Source organism: Escherichia sp. MOD1-EC7011, assembly GCF_002965005.1.
GTDB lineage: Bacteria > Pseudomonadota > Gammaproteobacteria > Enterobacterales > Enterobacteriaceae > Escherichia > Escherichia ruysiae.
Window position 1 is genome coordinate 1 of record NZ_PTRD01000078.1, and the last position, 5,910, is coordinate 5,910.

Consider the following 5,910-nt stretch of genomic DNA (forward strand, 5'->3'; position numbering starts at 1 on the left):
TTTGACTATGAGGTGATGATATCACCTCTATTCAGGTGGCCAAATTCACTATGCCACTACATACAAAAGCCTTTCACACACTCCAGACAAACAACTCAAACACAACAACGAAAGGAATCGCCCACCTGCCATTACTCCATACACGGAGAAGAACAATCACCAAAACGACGAGAACACCCCATAGAAGAACCACCGCAAAACGAACGAAACCACATACACCGACAGAGAAAACAACACACCCAATTCACCAACAGAAATAGTCGCCGTATAGAACATTCTGGAAGGAGTGAGCATTAACGCCTATAGAAAGGTTGAGACAGATAAAACACGAAGAAAACACAACATGTATAGCGAAGAAGCCAGGTATGTATAAGTGGGGAGGGAAGGAGGGGTGTCGCCTCCTTTTTCGTATTTATTCAACTCCTGATTTTATCCCCCCGTAACACCCCTACGGTCAGCCTTCGGTCCATACAGGGAAAGGCTGCATCCTGCTACAGAAACGGCTGGGTTGCCTTCGGGGAACGGCTGGAGGTTTTCAGGGAAACGGTCGAGTTGCCTGTGTGGATTTCGGGAAAAGGCTCGATGCCGGTTCAGGAACGGTGGTGTACCGGTATAGCGAGAGGGAGAGTTGCGGCTGCCCACCTGTAATGTGCGGGAAGAAGAGAGGCGCTCACGTGCAGGCGGACTAACTTACCGCTGGATTCCCTCTGAATGCCCAGCTACAGCGTAATTGTGCCAGACAGCCAACGGGTCACAATCGATTTCAGTAGGTTTTCGGGGAGATGATTATTCTGCCCACCAGCCACCTTAGGCCACTAAATCAGAATAATGTAAAAAGTGTACTCGGTACTGAACCTGAAAACTCACTGCCAAAACCACATTCACCGGAATAAAATCCTTTTTCGCCTGTGCGTTATTGCGATAATAACACCATTAAGAAAACATCTTGTTTAAGGATTGCTTTATGTTTGCAAATATCGACATCAACCAAATTAAGAAATTGACTCAAAAAGAGTTTGACCAGTTTTATGAGCTGGAAGGTTGGTCTTCCACTCTGATTAATTCAAGATGGGTGCTGGAACTGATGACTCGTGATGACGCACCTGCTTTGATGATCAGCGACCTGGGTGAAGATGCTGACTTTATGGATATGAGCGAATTTTGTGTGGACACATACAACCGCAGCCAGAAGTACTACTTCACATGCGATAGCGAAAATGACGTGATTTCTAAGGTCTATCTTCACCTCGTCCAGCATTGGGACGTTCAGGAGTTTCTTGAGGTATTCGCGTAATCACAACCAAAGCCAGCATTGCTGGCTTAACTTAATCTGTAGCCGCAGGGAAGAACCTGCATATCGCTCATGCGCCTGATTAATATGCTTTGTAGCCGTTTTCTTACTGGTATTATTTACGCCATTGAGAAAACAAGTTGTTTACGGAGTTGTGATGAAAAAATCATTGGTTCTTGGTCTGGACAAAGACCAGAAGAGAAAAGAGAAGCCTGCACTGGTTGCTCAATTAACTTTGCTGGATATCGTTGCCAATGGGACCTCTATTCGTCTGTTCCGTGAAACAGCGGTGTCTTTCGATAAAAACACCTTTACTCGTTATGTAATGAATGTTCGTCGCCAGCGTGGAAAAGGCTGGGTGGCATTTCAAAGAATGTGGCCGGAACATCAGCTCGAACTGGCTTTGATGGAAGTTAACCGCGTGGCCCAGCAAGAGATTCAGAGAGCATCAGTGATGGCAATAGCCTGATAATGTGCAAGTGGTAATTAGTCGACCGTACGACAGCCCCGCCATCCTTACGGGGCTTTTTTGTATTGTAAGTACATACTTACGATCATGGAATAGAAAAATAACCAATACACTACGGAGAGTGAAATGACCGTTAAACGCGAAAAACTGACAGTTGATGTTTACTATGCCTCTGAAACCGCCGAAGGTAAGAATGTGGCAAAAATCACCGTTGTTACGTACAACACCGAAACTGGTGCCGAAGTCCAGGCCAGTACGATCGTGCGTAAAGGTGATGCCTCCGGCGGCGAGTACGCGACTCAATACCAGTCTATTTTCGATGCAACTGACCCGCTGCTGCTGAAAATCGAGAACTACTTCCGCCAGGTTGATGAAGAGGTGTTTGAAACCATGATGAATATGGTTAACACCGTATTCGCCTCCAGCCTGAATACCAACACTACCTGGATTGGTCAGTACGGCCTGCGCATTACCTCTGGCATTCCTGCCGACACCTTAATCCCTGAAAGCGTATTCGCTTAATCCTCTTTAAATGGCGCGTAAACCGCGCCATTTTATTATGCCCGATAACAATTTGTTTTCTGCCTTATCTGATTTGTGAAAATGATTTCACTGAAGCAACTTAATAAGGAAACCATCATGGGACTTGATATCTATATCGAGACGCAGCCTAAAAACGATCTGAATAACGAGGTATCCAGAAAGCAGGTTGCTTACTTCCGTAAGTTCAATGCGCTCGTTGGGTGGATGGAGCGCAACGTAGGTGAAGTCGAAAATTGTGAGCTTTTAGAATTAACGATGAATGACATTTGCCTTCTGAAAGCTCATTTGATGCACATAAACGAAAGCAATTGCGAAGAGTACTTGCCTACCCGGGAAGGTTTTTTCTTCGGCAGTCAGGAGTACGACGAAGGTTACTGGCATGATGTGGGGGAGTTGAAAGAGCTTGTGGAAGATCTGATTAAGAACCACGACTTTCACAATAATAGACTGACCTTCTGCGCCTGGTGGTAAATATGGGCGATTTCAAGAAACGCCTGAAGGAGAGAGCCGAGATGGTCAGAAAGCGAAACGCCTCTTCTGTCATCAGATACGCAAGGCAGTTTAGTCGCAACAACAAATCAGTTGAGGAAAAGATCCTTAGCGTAATCGGGCGATAATTATTAAGGCCACCAGCATTGGTGGTCTTAAATGACTTTTAATAACCGAAGGTTAGTTTGAAACCTGGCTATCAACTTCCAGAACCTTTCTTGTGTATTCAGCCTGTATTAACTTCTTTTATGCCTTATCTACACTGCGATAATTACACCAACAAGAAAACAACATGTTTACGCAGTGAGGATATGCTCATGACTGATTTCACCATTACCCCTAAAGCACAAAATGTATTTCTTGAATCATGGCTGGACTTGCCGGAAACAGAACAGCAAGAAATGGATCATGTGGATTATGACGAGCAGGTAAGCACGCGATTCTTCCACTTTGAGGGATGCGTTTACGACATTGTCGACTTCATGCGAGATGACCGCTTCCCTGAATGGCACGCAAGCTATCCACTAAACGCCTTTGCCATGCTGATGATCCGTGTGGATGATTCAGGGGATACCATCGACATCGGTCTGCTCCACTAAAGGCTAAGGCCACCAATGCTGGTGGCCTTAAATGACCATCCTGTTTCCCTCAGGCTAATAACACCAACCTCTTACCTCCAGGCAACCGACAAACCCACCTGTTCCCGTCCGGCTACCGCAACTTTCCACTTTGACGCCTTATTCGTACAACGATAATTAATACCAACAAGAAAACAATTTGTTATTTACGATAAGGAATTAATCATGAATTTTATCGCTACTGTAAACGCACCCGCACATGGCAATATCGCTGTAACGTTCTCTGACATTGAAAAACGAGTACTTGGTGCATGGCGCGACAATGAGACGGTAGAACTGTCAGCACAAGAAAAATGCATTATTGCACGCGACATCATTGGCAATCGTCGTTACTCGCGGGTATTTGAGAAAGCGTATGTGGTAAATTCTGGATTCGGAACGTTCGTCTTTCCGGTGCGCTCCGGGCGATTCTGCCAGTCCAAGCTGATTGAGTTCGCTACGCAGATTTCTGTCTGGATTAAAACTCAATCGTCGTTCAAATTTTCCGACGATGAAGCAGTATCGCAGGGGATGCGGATCGCCAACAATGCGATTAAATGCAAAAACATTACGTATACCGCTGGCGTTGATACATGGAAACTGTTTTGCGCTAACTTTATGCTGAACGTATACGCCAGCAACCGCATCCACATCCTTGATGGCGTGTAACTGAGAAGAGGGCCAGAAACGGCCCTTTCTCTATAGCCACCAGCTGCCGCAGGGAAATTTTCAGAAACGGCAAGGAACGCATTCATGAGCCGACGGGAAACGGCCAGGATTTTTTCGGGAAACGGCTGCATTCGCCTTTGTGTAGAAAAAAACATCGGGAAGCTGGTGGAATCCAACCAGCGGTTGTCGGACAGGTGAGCGGGGAAAATTATGATGACTTTCGTCGCCTGAGACATCCAGATTTCTTTCGTAGCATAATCACATACGTGATTAAGTGGTGTGATTATGTGAAAAATCACGCGCACATAATACGCGAGCGGATACGGAACAAAACAAAATGCCGATCCGCGCCGACAAATAAACGCGGATCATAAAGCAAGACTAAAAGCCAATGATTAACCATACACCATAACGCAATATAACGCGTTTTAAGCGCGTTAATGCGCTAAGTAATGGGTATATGCTGGTAAGGATATAAAAGCTCGTCTATGGCGTTATTTTTGCGCTTATTTTTATATTGTTGGAGTGAGTCAAAGACAATAAAAAAAGCGCCATCATTGGCGCGTTATGGTGGAAGTATTGGAAACGAAAAAAGCGCCCATAGTGGGCGCTCGATTTTATTTATGTAAACTGATTTCAAATCCCATTTCTACAAACGCTTTTAACATTAAAAATATATCAGCGTCATTCACGTCTGCTTTTTTTCGCTCCTGGTCGCTCAATAAGTCAATTTTGCGCGTCGTTTCATCTATAAGCTCGACTGCGCGCCCAGCGTAACCAGCGATCCCAGCGATGCGATTAACAAAATATTCATTGCGCACGTTAACGCCAGCGATAATCATAAACATGATTAAGCTCCTTAAAAGCGCCCATAGTGGGCGCCAGATTCCATTAATTACGCTTTGAAAGCATCAGCCAGATAGTTATAGAAATCATTTTTAATAAAGCGATATTGCTGCGTACCAGCTTTTGCGCTTCCCATTCCTTTGACTTTCTCAACAAGTCCAAGACGTTCGCAAAGATTGATCAACTGGTTGGCTTGAGTATAGCCAGCGTCCAATTTAATTTCGCACGCTTTTTTAGCTTCATTCATTAAATCGAAAACAGCGCCATTAGTGAACGTGTCGATCTCGTCGTTAATCATATCGATTAAAGCGAATACACGAGATCCTGACATATCAGCGATGGAGTAAACGCATTTACCAGATTTAATTGATTTAACCAGATAAACCAGTTTTTCCAGTGAATAACTATTAGTCATTGCATCACGAAAAAATACTTCTGGCGCTTGTTTACTTGCTTTAATCGCATAGTAGAAAACAGAGCATAATTTTTCATCTTCTACAGCGTTTACAACGTTGTTGATGAAGTAAGCAAGTTTAGTGGTCGCAGCTTGCATATTTGCTTTGTCTGCTTTAGTGTGCGTACCATTTTTATAATGTTCGTTATATGTTTGAGTTGCCAGATCTGCTTTTTCGCGCAGCTCGTCGGATACAATGGATGCAGCTTCAATGATGGATTTTTTAGAAATGATAATGTTAGCCATGATAATATCCTTATGAAAGTTTAAAATTTAACTCAAGAAAGAAAGTGTTTACTCTCGTTCCTGATGCGTTCAATTATCGATACGCAAAAAAAGATTGCAAGTATTTTTTTAAATTTTTTGCAGGGACGAAAGTCCTAGAAATAAAATCGAGATCGTCGAAGGTGTTCCCTAAATAAATAATTAATTCCGGCTTATAACCTTATATATTTATACGGGGTAGAATTGGAGGTGTATTTAATAATTGGCATTTAAAAAAATAACCGAACTTAGCCTGTTATTACACTTA

8 protein-coding genes are annotated in these 5,910 nt (G+C 43.6%); 6 read left to right on the forward strand and 2 right to left on the reverse strand.

The window, feature by feature from the left end; translation table 11 throughout:
- Nucleotides 1-964: 964 nt before the first annotated feature.
- The 6 genes from A7098_RS23435 to A7098_RS23460 all read left to right on the forward strand — a co-directional run bounded on the left by A7098_RS23435 (nucleotide 965) and on the right by A7098_RS23460 (nucleotide 4,078).
- Entirely contained in the window at nucleotides 965-1,294 is a 330-nt protein-coding gene (locus tag A7098_RS23435) for a hypothetical protein (protein ID WP_001717181.1), read from the forward strand.
- A gap of 154 nt (nucleotides 1,295-1,448) precedes the next feature.
- Complete coding sequence (locus A7098_RS23440) at nucleotides 1,449-1,760, forward strand: hypothetical protein (RefSeq protein WP_000749407.1); 312 nt, start codon at nucleotides 1,449-1,451, stop codon at nucleotides 1,758-1,760.
- Between the two features lie 126 nt (nucleotides 1,761-1,886).
- Nucleotides 1,887-2,282 (forward strand): hypothetical protein, encoded by a 396-nt coding sequence (locus A7098_RS23445; RefSeq protein ID WP_000216800.1) that lies wholly within the window; start codon nucleotides 1,887-1,889, stop codon nucleotides 2,280-2,282.
- A 117-nt stretch (nucleotides 2,283-2,399) separates the two neighbouring features.
- Nucleotides 2,400-2,774: a hypothetical protein gene (locus A7098_RS23450; RefSeq protein ID WP_176251461.1), complete on the forward strand. Its 375-nt coding sequence runs from the start codon at nucleotides 2,400-2,402 to the stop codon at nucleotides 2,772-2,774.
- A gap of 335 nt (nucleotides 2,775-3,109) precedes the next feature.
- Complete coding sequence (locus A7098_RS23455; protein ID WP_024219416.1) at nucleotides 3,110-3,391, forward strand: hypothetical protein; 282 nt, start codon at nucleotides 3,110-3,112, stop codon at nucleotides 3,389-3,391.
- 204 nt (nucleotides 3,392-3,595) lie between these two features.
- A complete protein-coding gene (locus tag A7098_RS23460; RefSeq protein WP_001009193.1) occupies nucleotides 3,596-4,078 on the forward strand; it encodes a hypothetical protein in 483 nt (160 codons plus the stop codon).
- A 617-nt stretch (nucleotides 4,079-4,695) separates the two neighbouring features.
- Here A7098_RS23460 and A7098_RS23470 read toward each other — a convergent pair.
- Together A7098_RS23470 and A7098_RS23475 are read right to left on the reverse strand one after the other, a co-directional pair.
- Complete coding sequence (locus A7098_RS23470) at nucleotides 4,696-4,926, reverse strand: hypothetical protein (RefSeq protein WP_094307976.1); 231 nt, start codon at nucleotides 4,924-4,926, stop codon at nucleotides 4,696-4,698.
- Between the two features lie 47 nt (nucleotides 4,927-4,973).
- A complete protein-coding gene (locus tag A7098_RS23475) occupies nucleotides 4,974-5,624 on the reverse strand; it encodes a hypothetical protein (RefSeq protein ID WP_022644953.1) in 651 nt (216 codons plus the stop codon).
- Nucleotides 5,625-5,910 lie beyond the last annotated feature (286 nt).

Excerpts from the sequence above, each read along its gene's own strand:
- A7098_RS23435 (WP_001717181.1), top strand. The coding sequence starts at position 965 with ATGTTTGCAAATATCGACATCAACCAAATTAAGAAATTGACTCAAAAA.
- A7098_RS23440 (WP_000749407.1), top strand. The coding sequence starts at position 1,449 with ATGAAAAAATCATTGGTTCTTGGTCTGGACAAAGACCAGAAGAGAAAA.
- A7098_RS23445 (WP_000216800.1), top strand. The coding sequence starts at position 1,887 with ATGACCGTTAAACGCGAAAAACTGACAGTTGATGTTTACTATGCCTCT.
- A7098_RS23450 (WP_176251461.1), top strand. The coding sequence starts at position 2,400 with ATGGGACTTGATATCTATATCGAGACGCAGCCTAAAAACGATCTGAAT.
- A7098_RS23455 (WP_024219416.1), top strand. The coding sequence starts at position 3,110 with ATGACTGATTTCACCATTACCCCTAAAGCACAAAATGTATTTCTTGAA.
- A7098_RS23460 (WP_001009193.1), top strand. The coding sequence starts at position 3,596 with ATGAATTTTATCGCTACTGTAAACGCACCCGCACATGGCAATATCGCT.
- A7098_RS23470 (WP_094307976.1), bottom strand. The coding sequence starts at position 4,926 with ATGTTTATGATTATCGCTGGCGTTAACGTGCGCAATGAATATTTTGTT.
- A7098_RS23475 (WP_022644953.1), bottom strand. The coding sequence starts at position 5,624 with ATGGCTAACATTATCATTTCTAAAAAATCCATCATTGAAGCTGCATCC.